This is a genomic window from Paraburkholderia denitrificans (assembly GCF_042655705.1).
GTDB lineage: Bacteria > Pseudomonadota > Gammaproteobacteria > Burkholderiales > Burkholderiaceae > Paraburkholderia > Paraburkholderia denitrificans.
Genome location: NZ_JBHSMP010000014.1, coordinates 1 through 921, shown reverse-complemented (window position 1 = coordinate 921; position 921 = coordinate 1). Strand labels below are relative to the sequence as shown.

Here is a 921-nt window from a genome sequence, read left to right as displayed (position 1 = left end):
CAGTGCTCGCCACCTGCAAGCCGCGTCATCGGCATCAGGAGTTTCTGTCGTTTCTGCGCGAAATCAACAAGGCCGTCCCGGCTGAACTCGACGTGCATTGCATCGTGGACAACTATGGCAGTCACAAGCATCCCAAGGTCAAGGCGTGGCTGGCAGCAAAGCCCCGCTGGCACATGTATTTCATTCCGACCTACAGTTCGTGGCTGAACCAGGTCGAACGCTTCTTTGCGCTGATCACCGACAAGGCCATCCGCAGGGGCTCGTTTGGCTCGGTCAAACAACTGATCACGCGTATCGATCAGTTCGTTTCTCACTACAACGAAAACTGCAAACCATTCATGTGGACCGCTTCCGCCGATTCCATCCTCGAAAAGCTACATAGACTTTGTTCGCGAATCAGCGGAACGGAACACTAGCCGACCGCCTTGTTGCAACAAAACCGAGCGGAATCATGAGCCGTGTCAATTTGCGAGAAGGCACTTGGCAGTGCGGAGCCGCTTGCTGATCGTCGACGATCTGCGCAATCTCGCCGAGTGGGCGTAGCTGACTGGCGTTTCAGATCAAGATGTCTCGAGATCGCGGGAGAGCGCGGCCTGACTGGCGCCAGCTTGTATGCCAACGTAGCCTTGATCTGTTTGTCGAGTGAACTCGGGGAGGCGCTGAGTAAGTGGCCATGCATTTGCATTCGCCCGCGCCTCGAGAGGCAGGAACTTCTCCTTAGATAATCAATGTAGCGACCCCAGAAATAGATATTCAAGATTCTCTTGACGAGTGGTTCTTGGGGCTGCATAATTCGCCTCCCTTCTGTTGCAGGGCGCGAAAAAACGGTGGACTTAGTCGGTGTTTTTGAGCGAAGCGATCTTTAAAAATTTACAGCCGATAAGTGTGGGCGCTTGATGCGGTAAGCGACCCCGGCGCATC

General features: G+C 54.4%; 1 protein-coding gene. It reads left to right on the top strand.

From position 1 onward, the window contains the following. Positions 1-416 (top strand): transposase (locus ACFPTO_RS12845; protein WP_377711731.1); only part of this gene is annotated, 416 nt, incomplete at its 5' end. Positions 417-921 lie beyond the last annotated feature (505 nt).